General features: G+C 71.5%; 18 protein-coding genes and 2 tRNA genes. 12 read left to right on the top strand and 8 right to left on the bottom strand.

Going from position 1 to position 22,377, the window contains the following annotated elements; genetic code table 11:
* Window positions 1-8: 8 nt before the first annotated feature.
* Window positions 9-1,094, bottom strand: a complete 1,086-nt coding sequence (locus tag ACQPZZ_RS34415; RefSeq protein WP_432925980.1) for a ThiF family adenylyltransferase — start codon at window positions 1,092-1,094, stop codon at window positions 9-11.
* A gap of 200 nt (window positions 1,095-1,294) precedes the next feature.
* On the opposite strand from ACQPZZ_RS34415, the gene ACQPZZ_RS34410 reads away from it, so the two are divergent.
* Together ACQPZZ_RS34410 and ACQPZZ_RS34405 are read left to right on the top strand one after the other, a co-directional pair.
* Window positions 1,295-1,810, top strand: a complete 516-nt coding sequence (locus ACQPZZ_RS34410; RefSeq protein WP_363646896.1) for a M48 metallopeptidase family protein — start codon at window positions 1,295-1,297, stop codon at window positions 1,808-1,810.
* Window positions 1,807-2,382 (top strand): DUF2064 domain-containing protein, encoded by a 576-nt coding sequence (locus tag ACQPZZ_RS34405; protein WP_432925978.1) that lies wholly within the window; start codon window positions 1,807-1,809, stop codon window positions 2,380-2,382. The genes ACQPZZ_RS34410 and ACQPZZ_RS34405 overlap by 4 nt, the downstream gene beginning before the upstream one ends.
* Before the next feature lie 16 nt (window positions 2,383-2,398).
* Here the strand turns inward: ACQPZZ_RS34405 and ACQPZZ_RS34400 are convergent, their stop codons facing one another.
* From ACQPZZ_RS34400 to ACQPZZ_RS34390, 3 genes are all read right to left on the bottom strand, one after another.
* Complete coding sequence (locus ACQPZZ_RS34400) at window positions 2,399-3,415, bottom strand: endonuclease/exonuclease/phosphatase family protein (protein ID WP_432925975.1); 1,017 nt, start codon at window positions 3,413-3,415, stop codon at window positions 2,399-2,401.
* A 65-nt stretch (window positions 3,416-3,480) separates the two neighbouring features.
* On the bottom strand, window positions 3,481-4,023 hold the full coding sequence (locus ACQPZZ_RS34395) for an NUDIX hydrolase (RefSeq protein WP_432925973.1): 543 nt from the start codon (window positions 4,021-4,023) through the stop codon (window positions 3,481-3,483).
* Window positions 4,024-4,051: 28 nt separating this feature from the next.
* The gene (locus tag ACQPZZ_RS34390; RefSeq protein WP_432925971.1) at window positions 4,052-5,344 is read right to left on the bottom strand and encodes a zinc-dependent metalloprotease; all 1,293 of its coding nucleotides are present in this window, start codon (window positions 5,342-5,344) and stop codon (window positions 4,052-4,054) included.
* An 82-nt stretch (window positions 5,345-5,426) separates the two neighbouring features.
* On the opposite strand from ACQPZZ_RS34390, the gene ACQPZZ_RS34385 reads away from it, so the two are divergent.
* The 5 genes from ACQPZZ_RS34385 (at window position 5,427) to ACQPZZ_RS34365 (ending at window position 11,363) form a co-directional block, all read left to right on the top strand.
* On the top strand, window positions 5,427-6,497 hold the full coding sequence (locus ACQPZZ_RS34385; protein WP_432925969.1) for an NAD-dependent epimerase/dehydratase family protein: 1,071 nt from the start codon (window positions 5,427-5,429) through the stop codon (window positions 6,495-6,497).
* 42 nt (window positions 6,498-6,539) lie between these two features.
* The gene (locus ACQPZZ_RS34380) at window positions 6,540-6,965 is read left to right on the top strand and encodes a molybdenum cofactor biosynthesis protein MoaE (protein ID WP_432925967.1); all 426 of its coding nucleotides are present in this window, start codon (window positions 6,540-6,542) and stop codon (window positions 6,963-6,965) included.
* Window positions 6,966-7,008: 43 nt separating this feature from the next.
* Window positions 7,009-8,055 (top strand): YlbL family protein, encoded by a 1,047-nt coding sequence (locus tag ACQPZZ_RS34375; protein ID WP_432925965.1) that lies wholly within the window; start codon window positions 7,009-7,011, stop codon window positions 8,053-8,055.
* 232 nt (window positions 8,056-8,287) lie between these two features.
* Window positions 8,288-11,203, top strand: coding sequence for a UPF0182 family membrane protein (locus ACQPZZ_RS34370; protein ID WP_432934642.1), 2,916 nt, complete (start codon window positions 8,288-8,290; stop codon window positions 11,201-11,203).
* A gap of 83 nt (window positions 11,204-11,286) precedes the next feature.
* A tRNA-Met gene (locus tag ACQPZZ_RS34365) sits at window positions 11,287-11,363 on the top strand.
* An 82-nt stretch (window positions 11,364-11,445) separates the two neighbouring features.
* On the opposite strand, the gene ACQPZZ_RS34360 is transcribed toward ACQPZZ_RS34365, so the two are convergent.
* Window positions 11,446-12,408, bottom strand: a complete 963-nt coding sequence (locus ACQPZZ_RS34360; protein WP_432925963.1) for a GlxA family transcriptional regulator — start codon at window positions 12,406-12,408, stop codon at window positions 11,446-11,448.
* 162 nt (window positions 12,409-12,570) lie between these two features.
* Between ACQPZZ_RS34360 and ACQPZZ_RS34355 the strand changes: the two genes are divergently transcribed.
* The 4 genes from ACQPZZ_RS34355 (at window position 12,571) to ACQPZZ_RS34340 (ending at window position 16,744) form a co-directional block, all read left to right on the top strand.
* Window positions 12,571-13,635, top strand: a complete 1,065-nt coding sequence (locus tag ACQPZZ_RS34355) for a proline dehydrogenase family protein (protein ID WP_432925961.1) — start codon at window positions 12,571-12,573, stop codon at window positions 13,633-13,635.
* Window positions 13,636-13,652: 17 nt separating this feature from the next.
* A tRNA-Met gene (locus ACQPZZ_RS34350) sits at window positions 13,653-13,729 on the top strand.
* A 97-nt stretch (window positions 13,730-13,826) separates the two neighbouring features.
* On the top strand, window positions 13,827-15,368 hold the full coding sequence (locus ACQPZZ_RS34345; RefSeq protein WP_432925960.1) for a PucR family transcriptional regulator: 1,542 nt from the start codon (window positions 13,827-13,829) through the stop codon (window positions 15,366-15,368).
* A 116-nt stretch (window positions 15,369-15,484) separates the two neighbouring features.
* Window positions 15,485-16,744, top strand: a complete 1,260-nt coding sequence (locus tag ACQPZZ_RS34340) for an NAD(P)/FAD-dependent oxidoreductase (RefSeq protein ID WP_432925958.1) — start codon at window positions 15,485-15,487, stop codon at window positions 16,742-16,744.
* A 67-nt stretch (window positions 16,745-16,811) separates the two neighbouring features.
* On the opposite strand, the gene ACQPZZ_RS34335 is transcribed toward ACQPZZ_RS34340, so the two are convergent.
* Both ACQPZZ_RS34335 and ACQPZZ_RS34330 read right to left on the bottom strand, forming a co-directional pair.
* Window positions 16,812-17,183, bottom strand: coding sequence for a DUF742 domain-containing protein (locus tag ACQPZZ_RS34335; RefSeq protein WP_363646884.1), 372 nt, complete (start codon window positions 17,181-17,183; stop codon window positions 16,812-16,814).
* Window positions 17,180-19,192, bottom strand: a complete 2,013-nt coding sequence (locus ACQPZZ_RS34330) for a sensor histidine kinase (protein WP_432925955.1) — start codon at window positions 19,190-19,192, stop codon at window positions 17,180-17,182. The genes ACQPZZ_RS34335 and ACQPZZ_RS34330 overlap by 4 nt, the downstream gene beginning before the upstream one ends.
* Window positions 19,193-19,366: 174 nt before the next feature.
* On the opposite strand from ACQPZZ_RS34330, the gene ACQPZZ_RS34325 reads away from it, so the two are divergent.
* Complete coding sequence (locus tag ACQPZZ_RS34325; protein WP_432925953.1) at window positions 19,367-20,965, top strand: ABC transporter substrate-binding protein; 1,599 nt, start codon at window positions 19,367-19,369, stop codon at window positions 20,963-20,965.
* A 16-nt stretch (window positions 20,966-20,981) separates the two neighbouring features.
* Here the strand turns inward: ACQPZZ_RS34325 and ACQPZZ_RS34320 are convergent, their stop codons facing one another.
* The gene (locus ACQPZZ_RS34320) at window positions 20,982-21,386 is read right to left on the bottom strand and encodes a hypothetical protein (RefSeq protein ID WP_432925951.1); all 405 of its coding nucleotides are present in this window, start codon (window positions 21,384-21,386) and stop codon (window positions 20,982-20,984) included.
* Window positions 21,387-22,377 lie beyond the last annotated feature (991 nt).

The following is a 22,377-nucleotide window of genomic DNA, read 5'->3' as shown; positions in this document are numbered from 1 at the left end:
ACGGCGGTTCACGCCGTCCGGCCGGGAGCGCGCGGCGCGAACACGGCCGGGACCGGGTCGCTCCGGACACAGCCGCACCGGTCGTGCGCGTCCAGCCGGCGGTGCCGCCAGCGCCACCCGGGCGACACCTCCAGCAGGCCGTCCGGCACGCGCCCCTCGTCGAGGTAGGCCAGGGCCTGACCGGCCGCCTGCGCCGCCACCAGGCAGGACAGCACGACGTCGCAGGCGATCTCGCCCGCCGGGTAACCCCCGAGCAGGGCGCCCACGAGCGGCCAGGACGGGTCGCGGTCACTGCGGGTGAGATCGAGGCAGCGCAGGCAGGGGGTGTGCCCCGGGACGACGAAGGGCCCCACCGAGCCGTGTCCCTCGAACGCGCAGACGAGCAGGTGCGGCACGCCCTCGGTGACGACCTCGTGGACCAGCGTGGCGTCGAGCGGGTCGGCGGGCGCGAGGATCACGAGGTCGGGGCGCACTCCGCCGTCGGACAGGCGGGAGGCCGCACGGCCGGGCCAGGCGTTGACGGCGGGGGAGACCCGCCGGGCCGCGAGCACGGCGGCGTCCTCGCGGGTCATCCCCGTCTCGGAGCGGCCGATTCCGCCCGGGACCACGTCGCCGCCGGTGGCCGTGCCGGGATCGACCACGCAGATGTGGCCCACGCCGGCGGCGGCGAGCAGGGTGACGACCCGTGCGCCGACCCGGCCCGCGCCGTACACGCGGACCCGGGCCGCCCTCCGCGCCGACAACGCGCTCATGCCGCCGTCGGTGGAGGTCAGCGACAGCCGGTCCAGTTCGGGACGCAGCCGGTCCCGCTCGGCCGCGGGCAGGTCGGCGACGGGTTCCGGCCGGGCCGCGGCGTCCTCGATCAGGCCGTGCGCGGCGAGCCGGGCGACCACCTCCTCGGCGGACGCCTCGTCGAGGCCGCTGCAGGCCACCGCCTGCCGGAGGGTGCGGGTGCCGTCCAGGCCGTCGATCAGGCGACGTACGGGCGGCTCGACGCCGGTGAGCACGACGGCCCGCAGCGGATGGACGCCGAACTGGAGCGTGCGGCCGTCTCGTTCGACCCGGCGCAGGACGGGCTTGAGTCGAGGTCTCATAGTCGCCAGACCTTGCCATACGCCGGACGCGCCGGGCGCCGGAACCAGCGGGGCTGTGGATAATTACCGGGGTGATCGTGGTTGATGAATATCCGCAACCCCGTAGTTTTCACGCCCGCAAGGTCACGTTCGCCCGATTGACCAGGGAGAACGTCTATCACCCCCTGTGGAATTCGGCGCGTGTCGGCTACCTTTCATATGTGCCCCCCGAGACAGTCGAGGTTCGTCGGAGCGCACGACGGCGGCGAACCGTTTCCGCGTACCGCGATGGAGACAAAACCATCGTGTTGCTTCCGGCTGGTCTGAGCACGACCGACGAGGAGCAGTGGGTGCGCCGCATGCTCGACCGCCTTGCGGCCAAGGAGCAGCGAAGACGCCCGAGCGACGACGACCTGCTCGAACGGGCGACCGAGCTGTCCGCGCGTTACCTCGACGGCAAGGCCGTGCCGGCCAGTGTGCGGTGGGTGGAGAACCAGCTTCACCGGTGGGGGTCGTGCACGCCCGACCACGGCACGATCAGGCTGTCGGCCCGGCTGCGGGGCATGCCGGCCTGGGTGGTCGACTACGTCATCATGCACGAGCTCGTCCATCTGCTCGTGCCGAGTCACGGCCCGCGTTTCTGGGCCCTCGTGGAGCGCTACCCCCGGGCGGAACGCGCGAGGGGTTTCCTGGAGGGCTTCTCGATGGCGGCCAACGGCTCCCCGGAGGAGTGTTGACCCGGATCGCCGCGGTGCTGGTCACGCCGGGCATGGCGGACGCGGCTCCCCCCGGTGTCGACCCCGCCGGGTTCCTGACGGCGATGGCCGAGGACACCTACGAGATGGTCGCCGGGCTCGAACTGGTGCGGCCGGTGATCCTGTCGGCCGGCGTGCCGGGGCTCGAGGACATCGCCTGGCCGGGCACGCCCGTCCTGCCGATCGCCTCGCCCGCCGACGCCTTCGCTGCGCTGCCTCCGGAAGAGGAGGCGGTGGTCGTCAGCGCCGACGCGCCCGACCTGCCTCCCCTACTGATCGGAAAGCTCTTCCGGGAGCTCGGCCGGGCCCACCTCGCGGTCTGCCCGGCGGAGGGCGGCGGCGCGGTCGCCGTGGCGGCGCGACTGCCGGTCCCCGAGTGGGCCGCGCCCGATCTCGACGAACCCGACATCGTGGCGGCGATGCGCCGCCGGGCGCCCGGACCGCGCATGGTCGCCACCGGTCCCGGCTGGCACCGGCTCAGGCAACCGCGCGACGTGGCCCGCCTCGACCCCGGCCTCGAAGGCTGGGACAACACCCGCGCCCTGCTGACCTGAGTCCTGCCCGGAGGGGTCACAAACTCCGGGGCAGGCGGAGCTCGGCGAACAACGCCCGGTGATCGCTGCCCGGGACGGTGTGGACACCGGTGCTCACCGCCGACGCCCTCTCGTCGTACAGCACGTGGTCGATCGTGATCAACGGCGGATAACGCCTGCCGGCCGGCCACGTGGTGGCCAGGCCGTCACCGGTCGCGTCGGCCGCGTCGGCGTATCCCCGTCCGAGCACCGCGCGCAGGGCCGCGTGATCGAGGCTCGCGTTGAAGTCGCCGGCCAGGACGCGTACGACGCCGGGGGACGCGGCGGGCAGCGCCGCCAGCTCGGCGGTCCACTGCGCGGCGTCCGCACCGCTCAGGGGCGCGAGAGTGTGCACGTCGACGATCTCCACGGGCGGCCCCGACGGCAGGGCGAGCCGAGCCCTCGGCATGTTGTGGCCGCCTTCGGGCGCGAAGTCGGGGGCCTCGGTCAGGGGGTGACGCGCGTAGATCCCGCTGCCCGAGGGCCCGGGCCCCGCCTCCAGACGCCGGTACGGCAGGAGCCTCTCCACGCCCGCCGCGTCCAGCGCCTCGACGGCCTTCGGGGTGAGCTCCTGGGTGTTGAGCACGTCCGGCCGGAGCCTGCGTACGAGGTCCACCACGGTCGCGGCGTCGCCCGCGCCGAAGAAGAGGTTGACCGTGAGGATCCGCAGCGACGGCCCGCCGGCCGTGGGGGTCGAGCCGGCCGCGCGGGGCAGGACCACGGCCGCCAGGAGGACCGACGCCGCCCCCGCCACCGCGATCACGGCCGGGCGGCGGGCGGCCAGCGCGATCGGCACCGCCAGGAGCGACGCGGCCGCGACGTACGGCGTGCCCGTCATCAGCGCGACGCCGGCTGCCGAGAGGCGACCGGCGCCGTCGAGGCCGTCGAGACCGGCGAGCCGGGCCGCGGCCCAGACCGCGAACGGCGCCACCGCGACCCACGCCAGAAGCGGGGAGACCCGGAGCTTCCGGCGCGGGGGAGAGACGATCTCGCCGCCCACGTCAAGCTTGGTCATGAGGCGACACTAGCCACCGATCTCGAAAGACGGTGTAAGGGTGACGTGCACAAACGGTGCAGACGTCAGGCGCGGCAGAGCGATCGGGCGCGGCGGGCCAGGCGCCGGGTCGCCTCGTCGCTCAGCTCCGGGATCTCCTCCACCGAGAACCAGCGCAGGTCGAGGGACTCGTCGCTGATCACCGCCTCGGCCTCCGGCGGCGCGACCGCGGCGTACTCGACGTCGAGATGCCAGCTGTGCGGCGGGTGGCACCAGACCTTGTGCCGGTCGAGGGCGAGCGGCCCGTCGAGCAGGGTCAGCCCGGGGATGCCCGACTCCTCGGTGGCCTCGCGCAGGGCGACCTGCGCGAGCGTGGTGTCGGACGCCTCGCAGTGCCCGCCCATCGGCAGCCACATCCCGGCCTTGGGATGCAAGGTCAGCAGAACCCGTTCGCCGTCGTGGGACAGGACGGCCGTCGTCGCGGTGAGGTGGCCGGGGACGCACTCGCGCCACATCGCGTCCTCGTGGTCGCGCAGGTGCGTCAGGAACTCCTCACGGAGCCGCTCCTCCTCGGGGGTGGGCGCGACCCATCCGGCCAGTACGGCTTGCGCGTCACGGTGCAGGCTCACCGGCGCAGCCTACCGGCAGACGGCGAACCTAATCGCCGGTCTCCCCGCCGGAGCCGGGCTCCTTGCGCTCCCCGGGCTCCTCGCGCTCCGCGGACTCCTCCAGGGCCGACAGGTCGAACTCGGCCTCGCCCTTCACGAACGACTGCGGGTCGTCCAGGTCGTCCGCGGTGGGCATCAGGTCGGGGTGACCCCAGACGGCGTCTCTGCCCTCGATCCCGCGCTCGTCGCCCAGTGCCCTCCACAGGGCGGCCGCCTCACGCAGCCGTCTCGGGCGCAGCTCCAGGCCGACCAGGGTGGCGAAAGTGCGCTCGGCCGGGCCGCCCGTGGCGCGGCGGCGCCGTACGGTCTCGGCCAGCGCGGCGGCGGACGGCAGCTTGCCCTCCGCGGCGGCGTCGACCACCGTGGCCACCCAGCCCTCGACCAGCGCGAGCGCGGTCTCCAGCCGGCTGAGCGCGGCCTTCTGCCGTTCGGTCTCCTCGGGCTTGAGCAGCTCGCCGCCGCCCAGGACCTCCTGGATCCGCTCGGGGTCGCTGAGGTCGAGCCCCTGAAGCTTGTCCTGCAGCGCCGACACGTCCACCGTGATGCCCTGGGCGTACTCCTCGACCGCGCCGAGCAGGTGCGCCCGCAGCCACGGGACGTGCTGGAAGAGCCGGTGGTGCGCGGCCTCGCGCAGCGCGAGGTAGAGCCGGATCTCGTCCGAGGGCGTCTCCAGGCCGCTGCTGAAGGCGGCGACGCCTCCGGGCAGCAGGGCCGCGGTGTCGGACAGGGGCAGGCCGATGTCGGAGGAGCCGACCACCTCGCGGGCGAGCGAGCCGAGGGCCTGGCCGATCTGCTGGCCGACCATCATGCTGCCCATCTGCTTGAGCATGCCCATGAGCGGCCCGGCCATGGCCTGCGCCTCGGGCGGCAGGCCCGACCCGCCGAGCGTGCCGCCCATCGTCTCCACCATCTGGGCGGCGACGGGATCGCACAGCTGCTTCCAGACCGGGACCGTCTTCTCGATCCACTCCGACCGGCTCCAGGCCTGCGGGGTGGTCACGCCGCTCGGCAGCGTGGTCACCTCGTTGAGCCACAGGTCGGCCAGGTTGAGGGCCTCGACGATCTGGCGTCGCTCGCCCTCCATGACGCTCGGATCACCCTCGGCGACCACGGCGTGCCGTGCGATGTTCTTCGCCATGTCCCAGTTGACGGGCCCGGCCTCCGGCGAGGCCGACAGCATGTCGGCGAACTGCCGCATGGCCGCGGCGATCTGCTCCGGGCTGCCGAACATGGCGAACGGATTGTCGTTGGGGTCGTTTTCGCGACCTGGCAGGTCAGTCACCGCGCCACCTCGTGCAGGATGGAGGAGTCCACATCCGCCACGTTATCCGCCGTGGGGCGGATCAGTGCAAAGTGAGGACCTCGTGCCTACCTCGAAACGCCCGCGTCCCCCCGTCGTCGCCGTCACCGGCGCCGCCTCCGGTCTCGGCCGGGCGTTCCTCGCGAAGGTGGCCTCGTCTGCGGATTTCCGCCGCGTGGTGGCCATCGACGACCAGCGCGGCGACACCCCCGACGTCACCTGGCGGGTCCTCGACATTCGTGATCCGCTCTTGGCGAACCGGATCTCCGATGTGGACGTCCTGGTTCATCTCGGCACCGACGAGTCGCTCGACTCCGACGCCGCCGAGCGCCGCCGCTACAACCTGCGGGCCGCCCAGACCGTGCTCACGGCCTGCGCGGCGGCGCGGGTGCGGCGGGTCGTGCTGGTGACGAGCGCGATGGTGTACGGCGCCGCCGCCGACAACCCGGTGCCCCTGCCCGAGGACGCCCCGGTCGCGGCCGAGCCCGACACCGGCCTGGTGGGCGACCATCTGGAGATCGAGGCCCTCGTACGGCGGTCGCTGCGGGCGCATCCCGGCCTGGAGGTGACCGTGCTGCGGCCCGCCGCGCTGGTCGGGCCGGGCGTCGACACCGTCATCACCCGCCACTTCGAGGCGCCCCGGCTGCTCGTGGTGAAGGGCTGCCTGCCGCGCTGGCAGTTCTGCCACGTCGACGATCTGGTGTCCGCGCTGGAGACCGCCGCCCTGGGCAGGGTCGGCGGGATCGTGGCGGTCGGCTCGGAGGGCTGGCTGGAGATGGAGCAGGTGGAGGAGCTCTCCGGCCTGAAGCGGTTCGAGCTGCCGGCGGGTGTGACGTTCGGCACCGCGCAGCGGCTGCACAGGCTCGGCATCACGCCGACCGCCGCGACCGACCTGCACTACGTGGTCTACCCCTGGGTGGTCGACGGCGTGGCACTGCGGGAGGCGGGCTGGAAACCGGCCTGGACCAACGAGGCGGCCCTGCGGGAGCTGCTCGAACTGAGCGAGGGCAGGCACGCGGTCGTCGGCCGCCGCCTGTCGGGCAAGGAGGCCACGATCACCGCCGCGGGCGCGACCGTCGCGGTCATCGGCACGGCCGCCATCGTCCGCGCCGCCCGCCGCAAGCGCCGCACCTGACAGCGCCACATCTGATCGGGCTCAGGCATTAACCTCGGGGACGTGGACGTCATCCGATTGCTGGGCATTCGCGATACCCCGCTGTCCGTGGACGAGGTGCTGCGCGCGGTGGAGGACCACGCCGCCGGGGGCACGGCGGTCTTCGTCGGGACGGTACGCGAGCAGGACGGCGGCAGGCCGGTGACGCTCCTGTCGTACTCGGCGCACCCGTCCGCCGAGGAGCACCTGCGCAGGGTCGCGGAGAAGGTGGCGGGGGACTTCCCGGTCACCGCCCTTGCGGCCGTCCACCGGGTGGGCGACCTGCGGCTGGGGGAGATCGCCGTCGTCGTGGCGGCCGCCTGCCCCCACCGCGGCGAGGCGTTCGAGGCCTGCCGCAGGCTGATCGACGACCTCAAGCACGAGGTGCCCATCTGGAAGCACCAGGTGTTCGCCGACGGGGGCGCCGAGTGGGTCGGCGCCTGCGACTAGCGCCTTTGGAACGCATAGGGGCCGGAACGCATAGAGTTCGTCCATGTCCCGACGCGCTCTGACCCTGCTGGTCGCGGGTTTCCTCACCCTCGCGCTGGCCGTGATCGGTGCCATGCTTCCGGTGCCGTACGTCGTGCTGAGCCCCGGCCCCACCGAGAACACGATCGGCGATGTCAAGGGCAAACCGGTTATCACGATCTCGGGCCACGAGACCTACCCCACGCAGGGCAGGCTGAGCCTGGTCACCGTCGCGTACCAGGGCGGTCCGGACAACCGCCTCGACCTGCTCACGGCGCTGCGCGGCTGGCTCGACCCGACGATCGCCGTGGTGCCGGAGGAGACGCTGTTCCCGAAGTCCACCTCGGCCAAGCAGGTCGAGGAGCAGAACACGCAGGAGATGACCGACTCGCAGCAGTCGGCCACGGCCGCCGCGCTGAACGCGCTCAAGGTGCCCATCGAGAAGGTGGTCACGGTCGCCCAGACCGACAAGGGGACGCCCGCCGACGGGAAGCTCAAGCCGGGCGACGAGATCACGGCGGTGGACGGCACGGCGGTGGGCGAGCTCGACTCCGTCGCGGCGTCCGTGCAGGGCCACAAGCCGGGCGAGCAGGTGACGTTCACGGTGAAACGCGACGGCGCCACCACCGAGGTGCCGGTCGGCACCGTGGCGGGCAAGGACGGCAAGGCCAGGGTCGGCGTCCAGATGCGTTCGGGCTACCGGTTCCCCTTCAAGGTCGACATCAGCGTCGGCGAGGTCGGCGGGCCGAGCGCGGGCCTGATGTTCTCGCTGGGCATCTACGACAAACTCACGCCGGGGGCGCTCACCGGAGGCATGTCGATCGCCGGCACCGGCACGATCGACCCGGCCGGCAAGGTCGGCCCGATCGGCGGGATCGAGCAGAAGATGGTGGGCGCGCGCCGGGCCGGAGCCACGGTCTTCCTCACCCCCGCGGACAACTGCGCCGCCGCCGTCAAGGCCGCCCCCGCGGGCCTGCGCCTGGTGCGGGTCGAGACGCTGGACGGCGCGATCAGAGCGATCGACTCCCTGCGCGACCACTCGGGCGAGGTTCCCTCCTGCCCGGCCGCTTGACCGTACACCTCGGGCACGATGGTCCTGACCTGCCCGTCTTGCCGTGCGCGGCGTCGTTATAACGATCAGATCCGTTACCACGACCACGCCCGTCGCGGTGTAGGTTTCCAAGCACGGACCGTTGCCCCATCGACAATCCTGGCCCTGACAATCTGAGACAAGGGGTTGAGCGTTGAGCTTCCGGAGCCCCGGAGCCGGACGGGCGGTGCGCCTGCCGCGACGGCCGCGCCTTCTGATACCTGTGCTGATCGCCGTCGTGGCGATCGTCGTGTTACTGCTGGTCTTCTCGGGGATCTACACCGACTACCTCTGGTACGACTCGGTGGACTTCTCCTCGGTGTTCTCCACGATGCTGCTCACCCAGGTGCTGCTGTTCGTCGTGGGCGCCGTCCTGATGATCGCCATCGTGGGCGGCAACATGGTGCTCGCGCACCGGACCCGCCCGATGTTCGGGCCGGGGATGTTCGGGGCGCCGCAGGGCGCCGACCGCTACCGGGTCGCCCTCGACCCGCACCGGCGGCTGGTCTTCCTGGTCGGCATGGGCGTGCTCGCCCTGTTCACCGGATCGTCCACGTCCGGGCAGTGGAGGATCTGGCTGCAGTTCGTGAACCGCGCGCCGTTCAACGAGAAGGACGCGCAGTTCCACCTCGATCTGTCGTTCTTCGTGTTCACGATGCCGTTCCTGCGGATGCTGCTGAACTTCCTGTTCACGGCCGTGATCCTGTCGATCCTCCTGGCCGCGGTCGTGCACTACCTGTACGGCGGGTTCCGGATCTCCTCTCCCGGCGGGGCGCACGCGACCCGGGCCGCCCGGGTCCACCTGTCGGTGCTGCTCGGCGTGTTCGTCCTGCTCAAGGCCCTGGCCTACTGGCTCGACCGGTATGACCTCGTCTTCTCTTCCCGCGGCTTCGTGCACGGCGCCTCCTACACCGACGTGAACGCCGTGCTGCCGGGCAAGGGGATCCTCGCGGTCATCGCCCTGATCTGCGCGTTGATCTTCTTCGCGGGGGTCGTCAGGCCGGGCGGGATGTTCCCCGGCGTCGCCTTCGGGCTCCTGGTCCTGTCCGCGATCCTGATCGGCAGCGTCTATCCGGCCCTCGTGGAGCAGTTCCAGGTCAAGCCCAACCAGCAGGGCAAGGAGGAGACCTTCATCGCGCGCAACATCGCCGCGACCCGCGAGGCGTACGGCGTGCAGGACGCGAAGGTGGTGCAGTACCAGGCCCAGGGGACGCCCCCGAAGGACGGCGCCGCCACGGACACCACCGTGTCGGGCGTGCGGCTGCTCGACCCCGTGCTGGTGGCCAAGACCTTCCAGCAGAAGCAGCGGATCCGAGGTTTCTACGACTTCCCCGACCCGCTCGACGTCGATCGCTACAAGGACGCGAGCGGGACGGTGCGCGACCACGTCGTGGGCGTGCGCGAGCTGACCGGGCCGCCGAGCGAGCAGGACAACTGGATCAACCGCCACCTCGTCTACACCCACGGCTACGGCTTCGTCGCAGCCCCGGGCAACGAGGTGGACGGCGAGGGCCTGCCCGCCTTCGACGCCAAGGACATGCCGGTCGCCGGGTCCCTCCCCTCGTCCGCCGGGCTGAAGGAGCCCCGGGTGTACTTCGGGGAGGAGGGCACCGACTACGTCGTCGTCGGGGGTTCGCCGAACAAGCCCATGGAGCTCGACTACCCGGAGAGCGCGGGCACCGGCCAGCAGGACACCAGCTACACGGGCAAGGGCGGTGTCCCGCTCGGCTCGTTCCTCAACCGCGTGCTGTACGCCATGAAGTACGGGGAGAAGAACCTGCTGCTGTCGGGCGACATCAACGACCAGTCGCGGATCCTGTACGACCGGAACCCGGCGGCGCGGGTGGCCAAGGTGGCGCCGTTCCTCACCCTCGACTCCGACCCGTACCCCGCGATCGTGGACGGCAGGATCGTGTGGATCGTCGACGGCTACACGACGAGCAACGAGTATCCGTACTCGCAGAGCCGCAGCCTCGGTGACATGATCAAGGACACGGCGACCAACCCGCGTGCCATCACGCCGCAGCCGCGCGACCAGATCAACTACATCCGCAACTCGGTCAAGGCCACGGTCGACGCCTACGACGGCACGGTGACGCTGTACGAGTGGGACTCGGCCGACCCCGTGCTCAAGGTGTGGGAGAAGGCGTTCCCCGGCCTCGTCAAGTCGAAGGACCGCATCGGGGAGCAGCTCAAGGAGCACCTGCGCTACCCGGAGGACCTGTTCAAGGTGCAGCGCGACATCCTGTCCCGCTACCACATCACCGACGCGCGGTCCTTCTACAGCGGCCAGGACTTCTGGAACGTCCCCGACGACCCGTCGCCGACGGAGAAGAACGTCAAGCAGCCGCCGTACTACCTGTCGGTCACGATGCCGGGCGAGTCGACGTCGTCGTTCTCGCTCACGACCACCTTCGTGCCCAAGCAGGGGCCCAACCTGGCGGCGTTCATGGCGGTCAAGGCCACGCCGGACGGCAACGGCGCCCTGCAGATCCTGCGCATGCCGGCCAACACCACGATCTCCGGACCCGGCCAGGTGCAGAACACCTTCGCCAACCGGTTCGCCGGGGAGCTCAACATCCTGGGGCTCGGCAAGGCGCAGATCCTCTACGGCAACCTGCTGACGTTGCCGTACGCGGGCGGGCTGGTCTACGTGGAGCCGGTGTACGTGCAGGCGCCGGCGGGCGCCGGGCAGGAGCCGTACCCGATCCTGGCCCGCGTGCTGGTGATGTTCGGCGACCGGGTCGGCTCGGCCGACACGTTGGAGGAGGCGCTGAAGCAGGTCTTCGGCGGGGCGCAGAGCCCGACCACTCCGAACACCCCGACCACGCCGCAGAAACCGTCCACGAGTGACACCGGCGCGCTGTCCTCGGTGGCCGCCAAGGCGCAGCAGGCGTTCGCGGACGCGCAGAAGGCGCTGTCGGCCGGGCCCGACTGGCAGGCGTACGGCGAGGCGCAGAAGGCGCTCAAGCAGGCGCTGGACGACCTGGGCAAGCTGCAGGGAGGCGCCGCCCCGGCGGCGACGCCCTCGCCCGCAGCCACGGCGAGCGGCAGTCCCAGCCCGGGTGCGAGCGCCAGTCCGAGCGCTCCACCGGTCAGCGCGACCCCCAGCCCCGCACCGAGCGGCTGACCCCTTCCGGAGCCCCGCGTCCCCACGGGCGCGGGGCTCCGGTTTGCCTCCCGCCCGATGCCGGGATAGTCTCGTAGAGCCGACGCGGGGTGGAGCAGCTCGGTAGCTCGCTGGGCTCATAACCCAGAGGTCGCAGGTTCAAATCCTGTCCCCGCTACCAAATGGAAACCCCCGAACCCATGGGTTCGGGGGTTTCCTGCTGTCCGCCGTGATTTTCTGATCCGTCCGGTGAGCCGCCGTCGTCAACGCGTGGTCGCCGTCCTGCCGCGGAAGGTGCGCCGGTAGGCGTGGGGCGTGACGCCCAGACGCCGTGCGAAGTGGTGACGCAGGGTGTCGATCGAGCCGAACCCGGACCGCTCGGCGATGGTGGCGATCGGCTCGTCGGTGTTCTCCAGATGCCGCTGGGCCAGCAGTAGGCGCTGCTCGGTGAGCCACTGGAGCGGCGTGGTGCCGATCTCCTGCTGGAAGCGGCGGGCGAAGGTGCGGGGTGACATGTGCGCGCGCCTGGCCATGCCCTCCACCGTCAGCTCGCGATGGAGGTTGGCCTGCAGCCACACCAGCAGCGACGCCAGCGCCCCCGCACCCCGTTCGGGCTCCGCGCGCTTGATGTACTGCGTCTGGCCCCCGTCCCGGTACGGCGGCGCCACCATGCGCCGGGCGATGTCGTTGGCGACGGCGCTGCCCTGCTCCTTGCGCACCAGGTGGAGACAGGTGTCGATCCCGGCCGCGGTGCCGGCGCCGGTGATGACCGGGTCCTCGTCGACGAAGAGGACGTCCAGCTCCACCCGGGCCAGCGGGAAGCGGCGCGCGAGTTCGTCGCCGTAGCGCCAATGCGTGGTGCAGCGGCGGCCGTCCAGCAGACCGGCCTCGCCGAGCAGAAAGGCGCCGGAGCAGATGCTGAGCACGCGGGCGCCGCGCCGTACCGCGGCTCGGAGCGCTTCGAACAGTTCCTCCGGGTGCCGTGTACGCGGATCGTGGGCCGGGACGCCGATGAGGTCGGCCGACGCCAGCCTCTCCAGCCCGTGCGGCGTCTCGACCCCGAAGCCGTGCCTGGTCCGCACGCTCGTCCCCGTGGGGGAGACGACCGCGAAGTCGTACGCGGGCAGGCCGTCGTCGCTGCGGTCGATGCCGAAGACCTCGCAGAACACCCCCAGCTCGAAGGCGTGCCCGCCGTCGAGGGCGAGCACGGCCACGTCACGCAGCATCGGGCTGCTCCTTCCGGGGATACGGCCGCGGCGACCCCGCGTCGCGGAATGGCAGGAATTTCAGCCTACTGGGCATTCCTGCCTCTCCCCGGGCCGGGATCGCGGCTGGGAGGGTGGTGCCCAGGAGGCCGGCCCACCGGCCGCACGCGGAGCGGCGAAGCCGTGGCCGCGCCCCTTCTCACCATCGACAGCTGGGCGGAACCGATGAGCGACACCTTCACCGTTACCGAGGAGACGTCCGCGAAGGCGGCTCAGATCCTGCGCGGGCTCGCGCTCGACGAGGACCTCAAGTGGCGGGTGCCGGCGCATCCCGTGCTCGGCCCGCTCGCCCGCAGGGTTGCCCGGCGCTTCGTTGCCGGGGAGAGCGTCGAGGCCGCGCTGGAGCGGGTGACGGAGGTCATCGCGAGCGGGCACCGGGCGAGCCTCGAGTACATGGGCGAGAGCTGCCGCGATGCGCGGCGAGCCGTGGCCGAGACCGGCGTGTTCGTCGACGCCGCCATGAGGCTCGCCCCGGGAGTCTCGATCTCCCTGGACCTCTCGCACATCGGCCTGGCCGTCGGCGAGGATCTCGCCTTCGACAACGCCGCCCGCATCGCCGAGGCCGCCGCGGGCACCGGGCGCGAGTTGATGATCTCGGCGGAGGGCACCGGCCGCACCGACGCCGTCCTGTCGGTGCACCGCCGCCTGTGCGAGCGTTTCGCCCACGTGGGGATCACGGTTCAGGCGCGGCTGCATCGCACGGACGCGGACCTGCGGGCACTGCTGGACCTGCCCGGTCGCATCCGCCTGGTCAAGGGCGCCTTCCTGGAGCCGGAGAGCGTGGCCTACAGGCGGGAGGATCCGGCGCTGGGCGCCGCTTATCTGCGCTACGCGGAACTGCTGGCCGACTCGGAGCACCCGTGCTCGTTCGCCACCCACGACTGGGAGCTCATCGGGCGAATCGACCGTCATCTCGGAGGGGCGGGGCACGACGGCGCGCCGTGGGAGTTCGAGACCCTGCTCGGCCTCGGGCGCGACCGCCTCGACGCCCTGGCGGCGAAGGGCCATCCCACCCGTGAGTACGTCGTCTTCGGCACCGAGTGGTGGCTCTACGTGTGCAACAGGCTGGCCGAGGACCCGCAACGCCTGCTCCAGGCCGTTGTCGACGCGGCCTCTCCGGACGTCGGCCCCGCGGCCGGCGGCGCGGTTCCGCCAAACGATTTGGCACCTGTGCCCGGCGACGGGTAAGGTTGTGAACACAACGACGCGGGGTGGAGCAGTTCGGTAGCTCGCTGGGCTCATAACCCAGAGGTCGCAGGTTCAAATCCTGTCCCCGCTACCAAGAGACGAAGGCCCGGCCTCCGGAAACGGAGACCGGGCCTTCGGCCTTTCGCGGGTCCGGTCCGGCACAACCGTCGGCCTCCCGACAGGAGTAGCGCATGATCACGTTGGATCGCCTGGTCAACGTGCTGGGCGCGTACGGCGTGCGGCTGTGCGGACGGCCCGAGAGGCGCTCGGCGCGGCTGCGCAGCGTGGCGATACCGGACGCCACCGACGGCCGGGTCACCGGTGACGTGCTCGTGGCCGTGGGAGCCGGGTCGGTGACCGAGGCGGTGCGGTGGGCGGTCGCGGCGCAGGCCACGGTGGTCCTGGTCCGGGCGGGCGCCGGGAGCGAGCGTGAGGCCGCCGCGGCCGGTGAGGGCCTGGACGTCTCCGTGCTCCTGGTCGACCCCGCGGTCTCGTGGAGCCAGCTCGTGGGCGTGGTCTACGGCCTGGTGCTGGAAGGGCGGGAGACCGAGTCGGGGCGGGGGCCCACGGACCTGTTCGCGCTGGCGGACAGCCTGGCCGACGCGGTCGGGGGCGCCGTGACGATCGAGGACCCGCTCTCACGGGTGCTGGCGTACTCCCGCTCGCAGCAGGCGGGCGACCCGGCGCGGCTGGAGACGATCCTGGTGCGGCAGGTGCCGGAGCGGCTGCGTGAGGTCTTCCGGGCGAGGGGGGTGTTCGCCCGCCTCGCTGCGACGGACGAGCCGATCTTCGTCGAGCCGGACCCGCGGCACGGGATGACCGGGCGGATGGCGGTGGCGGTGCGAGCCGGTCGCGAGCTGCTCGGGTCCGTGTGGGTGACGTGCGGCAGCCCCCTCACCGGGACGCGGCACAGCGCCCTGGCGAACGGCGCGCGCACGGTCGCGTTGCACCTGCTGCGCTCCCGGGCGAGCGCGGACCTCGAACGTCAGGTGGAGTCCGACCTGGTCGTCCGGCTGCTCGAAGGCACCGCCGACGCCGCGACCCTGGTCAGCCGGCTGGGGCTGCCCGCGCGCGAGATGCGGGTCGTCGCGGTGCGCACGCACACCGCCGAGGAGCCGCACGCCATGCTCCTGCTGGCCTTCGAACGCGCCACCACCGGTTTCGGCTGGTCCAGGCCGGGGCGGAGCACGCTGCTCGGCGACACGCTCTACACGATCCTGCCGGACGCGGGAGTGGCCGCCGCGCGGGAATGGGTGGCCGCGCTGGGGGCCGGGCTGCCGCCCCGGGTGCGGGTCGCGGCCGGGATCGGCGCGGTGGCGCAGGCCGCGGATCTGCCGGCCGCCCGCCGGGAGGCGGAGGAGTGCCTGGCGCTGCACGAGAGGGACAGGCCCCCCGCCGTGCCTATGGATGGGCCGCCGGCGTACGACGAGTCCTGGGACGACATCCTGCTGCAGCGGCTACGCGCGGCGGCGCGGGCGGGGCGCGTCCCCGCACGCGGACCGTTGAGCGCGTTGCGCAGGCACGACGCCCTCCACGACACCCGCTACGTGGCGACGTTGCGGGCGTGGCTGGAGGCCCAGGGGGATCTCGCGGTCGCGGCCGAACGGCTCGGTGTGCACGTCAACACGGTTCGCAACCGGCTGCGCAGGATGGGCGAGGTGACCCCGCTGGGCCTGGACGACCCGCGCAAGCGCCTCGCCATGGTCATCACTCTGGCCGCGGAGGACGACTAGGAGGTTGTCCGGCGCCCACAAGAAGGGCGCCGCGATTGTGCGGCCGCCACAACCGTACGCGCCGCCGTACGGGCCATCCTGACCAGGAAAGCAGTCTCCTGGTGTGGAGGTGGGACATGACCGGCGCCGAGCGGATCGACGGCTGGCCGCGGTCGGTGATCGTGGTGGGTGCCGGCATCGTGGGCCTGTCCACCGCGTGGTTCCTGCAGGAACGCGGTGTGGAGGTCACCGTGGTCGACCGCCGCGGCGTGGCGGCGGGCGCGTCGTGGGGCAACGCGGGCTGGATCGCGCCAGGCCTCGCCATCCCGCTGAACGAGCCCTCCGTCCTGCGCTACGGCCTGCGCTCGCTGGTGAATCCGGCCGCGCCGCTGCACATCCCGGCGACCGTCGACCCGGGACTGTGGGCGTTCCTGACCCGCTTCGCCGCCAACTGCCGGTGGTCGTCGTGGACCCGGGCGGTGCGCGCCAACCTGCCGCTCAACGACGAGTGCGTCGAGGCGTACGAGGTGCTCGCCGCCAACGGCGTGGCCGCCCCCGTCGAAGACGCGCCGATCACCGCCGGGTTCCGCACGCCGCGTCAGGCCGAGGGCCTGCTGCACGAGCTGCGCAGGATGGCCGAGGCCGGGCAGCCGGTCGACCACACCCCGCTGGGCGCGCGGGAGCTGGCCGAGGCCGTGCCGCTCGCCTCGCAGGCCCTGACCGCGGGCGTGCGGATCGACGGGCAGCGCTACGTCGACCCCGGCCGCTTCGTGCACGCGCTGGGCGAAGCCGTCGTCGCCCGGGGTGCCACCGTGGAGACCTTCGAGGTCGCGGACGTGCGCACCGACAACAAGAAGGTCGTCGTGGTGGCCCGTGACGGCGCCGCCCTGTCCGCCGACGCGGCGGTGCTGGCCACCGGCGCCTGGCTGTCCCGGCTGGCGGGCCGCTGGGGCGTACGCGTCCCCGTGCGGGCCGGCCGCGGCTACTCGTTCACCGTCCCGGTGGATCATCCCGTTCCCGGCCCGATCTACCTGCCGGACGTGCGGGTGGCGTGCACGCCCTATCAGGGTGGGCTGCGCGTCGCGGGCACGATGGAGTTCCGCGACCCCGACGCCCCGGCCGTCGAGGCCCGGCTGCGGGCGATCATCGCCTCGGCCCGGCCCCTGCTGCGGGGCGTGCGCTGGGAGGAACGCACCGACGTCTGGGTCGGCCCCCGGCCGGTCACGCCGGACGGGCGTCCGCTGATCGGCGCGACCGACGCCCCGGGGATCTACGTGGCGGGCGGGCACGGCATGTGGGGCCTGGCCCAGGGCCCGGCCACCGGACGGCTCGTCGCCGAACAGATCACCACCGGCAAGCAGCCGGCCGCCCTGCGGGAGTTCGACCCGCTGCGCTGATCGCGTCCCAGCGGGAAGCGGCACCACCCGGGGGCCCTGTGATCCGCGGGCCCTGGCATCCGGCGGATCACAGGGCCCGCAGGCCGTTGATCACCTCGCCGAGGAGTTTCTCGGTGGGGAAACGCGCGACGTTGGCGGGTGGGCGCACCTGTACGAGACCCTGCTCGTGGAGGTCGCCCACCAGCACCCGTACGACGCCGAGCGGCAGGTCGATCGCCGCGGCGATGTCCGCCAGCGACGCCGCGCGGGCGCACAGGCTGAGGATCATCCACTGCTCGGGGCCGAGACTCACGGGCGTGGGCCCGCCGGTCGCGGTCACGATGGCGACGAGGTCGATCTCCTGGCTGGACGGTCGCACGCGTCCGCGGGTCAGGGCGTAGGCCGGCACGACGGGCCCGGCCTCCTCGTCCAGCCATTGGTCCTGCATGCGTTCCGTCACTTCCGGTCCTCCTCGCCGGTGTTCTCGTTTTCCTGCGGCCCTCGTTTCAACGAGGCGAGGATGATGTCCTCCGGAGTGACCTCTCCCGAGACGAGACGGGCGAGGTCGGGATCCTTGGGGCCGACCATGAGCGTGGACGGGATCAGCACGATGGCGGTCGTTCCTCCGTAGGGCGAAAGCCGCAGGGTCACGCGGATGTCCCGCCGCGCGGCCAGGCGCGCGACGACGAACAGCCCCATGCGCTCGGTGTCCGCGATGTCGAACTCCGGTGGGTCGGCCAGGCGCTCGTTGAGCTCCGCGAGCCGCTCCTTGGTCATGCCGAGTCCGCGGTCCTCGATCTCGACGGCGAAGCCCATGCCGACGACCTCGCCGCGTACCAGCACGGACGTGCGCGGCGGCGAGAAGGCCGTGGCGTTCTCGATCAGTTCGGCGATGAGGTGGATGACGTCGGCCACCGCGGAGCCGTCGAGCCCGTGGTCCTCCATGGGCAGCACGTTCACCCGGGCGTAGTCCTCCACCTCGGCCGCGGCCCCGCGCACGACGTCGTACATCGGGACGGGTTTGCGCCAGGCGCGGCCGGGGGCGTTGCCGGACAGGATGATCAGGCCCTCGGCGTGGCGGCGCATGCGGGTCGTCAGGTGGTCGAGCCGGAACAGCTCCTCCAGCATGTCCGGGTCGGTCGTGTGGCGCTGCATGCCGTGCAACTGGGCCCGCTGCCGGTGCAGCAGCGTCTGGCTGCGCCGTGCCAGGTTGAGGAAGACCTGGCTGACACCCCGCTGCAGGCGAGCCTGCCCGACGGCGGCCTCCACCGCGGTCTCCTGAACGGTCGAGAAGGCCCGCCCCACGTCCTGGATCTCGGCGGTTCCGCCCGTGGTCCGGATCGGGGGCGCCTCGACGGCCACGTCGACGTCGTCGCCCCGCTTGAGCTTGGCCAGCAGTTCCGGCAGCCGCTTGTTCGCGAGGTCGAGCGCGGCCTGCCGCAGGCCGGCCAGCTCGCGGGCGAGGCGTCCGCCGACCCGCAGAGAGATCAGGATCGAGGCGATGACCGCGAGGAGGCCGAAGCCCCCGGCCAGCACGGCCCGCCGCAGGATCGAGTCGGCGATCGGCGCGGCGCGCTGGGCGAGCAGGGCCGCCGCCTCGGTCTGCGTTTTCTGGAACGACTCGGCCAGGTCGTCGGAGGTCGACTGCCACACCCTCTGCGTACGCGCCGAGAGCTTGGGCGCCGAGATGATCTGCTCCTCCTGCAGCCGCAGCCGCTGGTAGAGCGGAGTGGTGATCAGGTTGACGTGGAGCTGGCGCAGACCGGCGTCCAGCTCGGGCAGGGCCTGGTCGATGAGGAACCGGCGGTTGCCCACGAGCTGGGTGAACAGCTTGCGCTCCTCGTCGGTGAGACCGCCGGACGCCGCGGCGCCCGCCTCCAGCGCCTGCTCCCGGGTCAGCAGCTCGTTGGCGTATCCCAGCGAGATCACCACACGCGACTGCTGGTAGAGCGGGATGTCGTCGATCAGAGCCAGGCTGTGGTGCATGCGGTAGATCGCGTCGCTGACCAGGTTGTAGGTCTCGATGGCGCGCAGCCGTGACGCGAGCCTCTCGTCGATCTCCGTGCGGATCTCGTCGATGCGGCCGAGTCCCGTCAGCATCTCGTCGACGCGCCTGCGCATCGCCGCTGTCGTGGCCGAGCGGGAGCGGTCGGACAGGGCCAGCGCCCGGACCTTCTCCCTGGTCCTGTCCGTCCGCTGACGCTGAAGGACCATGACGTCGCGGTCGCTCGTCTGGTGCGAACCGAGGTATCGGGCCGTGGTCAGGCGCTCGGCCTGCAGATCGACGATGAGAGTGTCGGCGGGCCGCCGCAGAGTGGACCACAGCGTGTCGTACGTACGCAGGCTCAGACTGTCGCCGATCGTGACGCCGGCGGTGACGACCCACAGGACGATCAGTGAGAAGAGGGGGACGAGCAGCAGGCCGACGAGCCGGGACCTGATCGGCCGGTCACGCCTGCGCGGACTCATGGCACCTCGCCCAGTGAGGCAGAAGCCTCACATAAACCTTTTTTGCGACAGAGATAGAGATTAGCAGCGCGTGAGCCGGTTGAGGGCTCTGTGATCGGATGGCCGAAAATATCGTGTCCAATCGTGATCTTGCAGTAGCGTCGATCATGGTGGACATGGAAAGGACCCGCACGCATGCGCCGTTTTCTCGTGCTGGGGATGATGGCCGTGCTGGCCCTCGCGGGCTGCGGCGGGGGTGACGAGGTCCAGGAGATCTCGGCGCCCAACCTCCCGTCGGCGAAAGACTCCACCTTCGTCTACCTGCACCATCTCGGCATCGTCGCCGACTGGGACCCGGCGAGCTCGTACTCCGGCGAGGTCGTCGCGATGGAGAACATCTACGACTCGCTGACGACGTACAACCCCAGAACTCGGCGGGCGGCGCCGCGCCTGGCCGAGCGGTGGCAGACGTCGCCCGACGGCAAGGTCTGGACGTTCACGTTGCGCAGCGGCGTAATTTTCCACACCGGGCGGCCGGTGGACGCCGACGCGGTGAAGGCGTCCATCGAGCGGACCAAGCGAATGGGCGCCGGGGCGGCCTACATCTGGGACCCCGTCCAGCGGATCACGGTCAAGGACCCGCTCACCGTGGAGTTCCGGCTCGAGTACGCCGCCCCGCTGGACCTGATCGCCTCGGCCGACTACGCCGCGTACATCTACGACACGCGAGCGGCGGGCTCGGGCGACCTCAAGAAGTGGTTCCAGGCCGGCCGTGACGCGGGCTCGGGGCCGTACACCGTGGCGAGCTGGAAGAAGGGGCGGGAGAAGGAACTGCTGCTGCGCGCCTTCGACCGCTACTGGGGCGGCTGGGACGGCCCGCACTACCGGAACATCGAGTTCCGCGTCACCCCCGACCCCGGCCGGGCGTACCGGCTGCTGCTGAGCGGCGAGGCGAGCTACGTTCAGCGGCTGAGCCCCGAGCTGTTCCGCCGGGTCAGCGCGACCCCGGGCGTTCGCACGCTGCAGGTGCCGTCGTTCCAGAACCTGCTCATGCTGTTCAACACCGCCTCCGGCCCACTCGCCGACATACGGTTGCGCAAGGCGGTGCAGAAGGCCGTCGACTACGACGGCCTGATCACCCAGCTTCACGGGGCGGTGGCGCCGGCCCCCGGTCTGGTGCCCGAGGGCCTGCTCGGTCACACGCCCGGCCTGACCCAGAAGCAGGACCTCGCCGGAGCGTCCGCGCTGCTCACCGAGGCGGGATACGGCCCCGGCGGCAAGCCGCTGCGGCTCACGCTGACCTACGCGCAGGGGGACGACGACGAGGAACTGCTGGTGCGCACGCTCAAGCGCGCGCTCGCCGAGCTGAACATTCAGCTCGATGCCAAGGCGATGCGCTGGGAGGAACAGCGGGACCAGGGCAGGTCCGCCGACCAGGCCAAGAGTCATGACATCTTCGTCATGTACTGGTATCCGGATTACGCCGACGCGTACTCGCTGTTCCTCAACTTCTTCCACAGCGCCGGACCGGTGTCCTCCAACCTCGCCTACCTGAAGAGCGGGGACGTCGACGCCAAGATCGAGCGTCTGCCGTCACTGGTGACGAACAGCCGATCCTCCGCCGAGGGGGCGTACGCCGACCTCCAGCGTGGCCTCATCCAGGAGAAGGCGGTGGTGGCGGTGCCGTGGGTGCTGACCTACCGGCGGGCCTATCTGGGCAACGTCCAAGGGCTCACCGACAACCCGGCCTACCCGGGGGTCGTCTTCGTGCACGAGCTCACCCCCGGCGGCTGAGCCGCAGGCGGCGGGGTCAGCCCCGCAACCTGCGGCTCATTCCGCTGCAGTGGGGGCCGCGGGCGGTGCGGGGCCGCCGCGGCGGCGTCTCGTCGAGGGGGGAGAGCATGGCCTGCGCGGCCGCGGCGTCGGACAACACCCGCTGCGCCTGCTCGTCATCGGGAAACTGATCGGGAAGCTGTCCATGCTCGGCCAGCTCGTGCCGGAGGAAGGTGAGCGGTGCCGGGTGCCCGCCGGCGTCCGCGGCCACGGTGGCGCGAGCGGCGATCAGCAGGGCGAGATAGTGCGAGCGCAGGATCGACTCGCGCGATCGCAACTGCTCCAAGTCGTCCAACAGGGAGTGCACGAGCTCGAGCAGGTCGCCCGGGCGCGGCGGCTCGGCGGTGATGTGGGCGCGGATGTCGTCGAACTCCGACCGCATGATGATGGCCACCTCCAGCGACGGAAGTCCGGGCGGCCGGGTTGGCGCCGTACGGGGACTTCCGCATCGTGTTCGTAGCGCGGGGCGATTGCGAGCGGCTTGACGTTCGGTTGCGTGGGAAGGGAACGGCCCACCAGAGCCGTCCCGGAACGCGGGGGACGACGGCCACCCACGGCTTTCGTCCCTCACGTCGTGCCTCCCCGATCGTCCGTGCCATGCCGGCGTGATCGCCGCGGCGCTAAGTAGATGCCTGAGAGCGGGATCTGGTTGTCCCTACCCGCTCGTACGTTTTGCGGTGTACGGCATGCGGAGGAACATCGCGACGATGACCTGCGGGAATACCCGCAGGCGGCCGGTGTGTTGCGACAAAACGACGCCCGCCCCTCCCCGGGACGGCCAGGCGGGAATAGTCCCCGCCGTGCGGTGTATTGAACGCTTCGACGCCCGGCCTCCCTCGCCGGCGCGAAGGGGAACAGCCGCCGCTGCGGGGCCGGTCGTTCTCAAACCGGGTCATGGCGGTGCCGGACCCCTGGTAATCTTCTGGTGTCGGCGCGGTTCGGCGCACTCCTTCTCGATCACTTCGGTGGTTGTGTTGTGTGTGCGCGGGCTGGTTGCCGGTGCTCCTCTTCTTTGTGGATCTTCTGGTTCGGTGGTTTTGCGCCGGGCTGGGGGTTCGGGTAAGTTAGAGGGGTTGCCTCGGAAACGGGGTGGTCGAATTCCTGTCGGTTGGCGGGTTTCGGGTCAAATAAGTCCCGGTGGGGCGGATTTGACACGGAAGAGCCGGTCGGGAAGAATTAAGACCAGCAAGACAAAAGAAAAACAAACGGTGAAACGCCCCGGAGCGTGGGACCTTCTCGGAGGGTTTCGGGTGATGGTGGTCGCGTCCGTTTCTTGAGAACTCAACAGTGTGCTAAAAGCCAGTGCATGAATCATGCATGACCCCGTCATAGCGGCACTTCGGTGTCGGTGACGGATTCCTTTGACGGCATCC

It is taken from the genome of Microbispora sp. CA-135349 (genome assembly GCF_050947365.1).
In the GTDB taxonomy this organism is placed as follows: domain Bacteria; phylum Actinomycetota; class Actinomycetes; order Streptosporangiales; family Streptosporangiaceae; genus Microbispora.
The sequence above is the reverse complement of the archived record's forward strand: the minus strand, read 5'-3'. Positions and strand labels throughout refer to the sequence as shown.

Excerpts from the sequence above, each read along its gene's own strand:
- ACQPZZ_RS34330 (WP_432925955.1), bottom strand. The coding sequence starts at position 19,192 with ATGAGTCCGCGCAGGCGTGACCGGCCGATCAGGTCCCGGCTCGTCGGC.
- ACQPZZ_RS34360 (WP_432925963.1), bottom strand. The coding sequence starts at position 12,408 with ATGCTGCGTGACGTGGCCGTGCTCGCCCTCGACGGCGGGCACGCCTTC.
- ACQPZZ_RS34400 (WP_432925975.1), bottom strand. The coding sequence starts at position 3,415 with ATGACCAAGCTTGACGTGGGCGGCGAGATCGTCTCTCCCCCGCGCCGG.
- ACQPZZ_RS34345 (WP_432925960.1), top strand. The coding sequence starts at position 13,827 with ATGATCACGTTGGATCGCCTGGTCAACGTGCTGGGCGCGTACGGCGTG.
- ACQPZZ_RS34320 (WP_432925951.1), bottom strand. The coding sequence starts at position 21,386 with ATGCGGTCGGAGTTCGACGACATCCGCGCCCACATCACCGCCGAGCCG.
- ACQPZZ_RS34415 (WP_432925980.1), bottom strand. The coding sequence starts at position 1,094 with ATGAGACCTCGACTCAAGCCCGTCCTGCGCCGGGTCGAACGAGACGGC.
- ACQPZZ_RS34340 (WP_432925958.1), top strand. The coding sequence starts at position 15,485 with ATGACCGGCGCCGAGCGGATCGACGGCTGGCCGCGGTCGGTGATCGTG.
- ACQPZZ_RS34325 (WP_432925953.1), top strand. The coding sequence starts at position 19,367 with ATGCGCCGTTTTCTCGTGCTGGGGATGATGGCCGTGCTGGCCCTCGCG.
- ACQPZZ_RS34375 (WP_432925965.1), top strand. The coding sequence starts at position 7,009 with ATGTCCCGACGCGCTCTGACCCTGCTGGTCGCGGGTTTCCTCACCCTC.